Raw genomic sequence first — 381 nt, forward strand, 5'->3', positions numbered from 1 at the left:
TTGTTTAAATGTTTTTACTTTTGAACCATCAAATAATGTATAAGGCTCCTTACCAAACAACATCTTTTGATAATGTTCTCTACTGAAGTCTTTCGAATACATATAACCTGGTGTTTGATCAATATTATTATGTTTATAATCACTAAATTCAACGAGTAGCACTAATACTTTATCAGATCGAACAGATCCTTTATATGGAGCTTGCTTTGCTTTTGAAGTTGGAACTTGCCCATTCAATTGCTTTTTATTTGGTTCTGGCTTTTGCTCAAGATTAATATTTTTTTCAGTCTTTTTTACATTTTCCTTTTCTTCCATCTTTTTCTCTTTTACTTTTTTTGTGAAATCAGACGTTTCTTGTGAGTGAGCATCTGGAAGAATTTC

Annotated in this window: 1 protein-coding gene; it reads right to left on the reverse strand. The window is 30.4% G+C overall.

Features of this window, described 5'->3' with window-relative positions:
• Positions 1-381, reverse strand: a 381-nt coding sequence (locus MR167_RS31905; RefSeq protein WP_242316269.1) for an immune inhibitor A domain-containing protein, incomplete at both ends; no start/stop codon positions are given.

Origin of the sequence: Bacillus cereus group sp. BfR-BA-01355, from assembly GCF_022663675.1 — a bacterium.
GTDB classification, from domain to species: domain Bacteria; phylum Bacillota; class Bacilli; order Bacillales; family Bacillaceae_G; genus Bacillus_A; species Bacillus_A thuringiensis_S.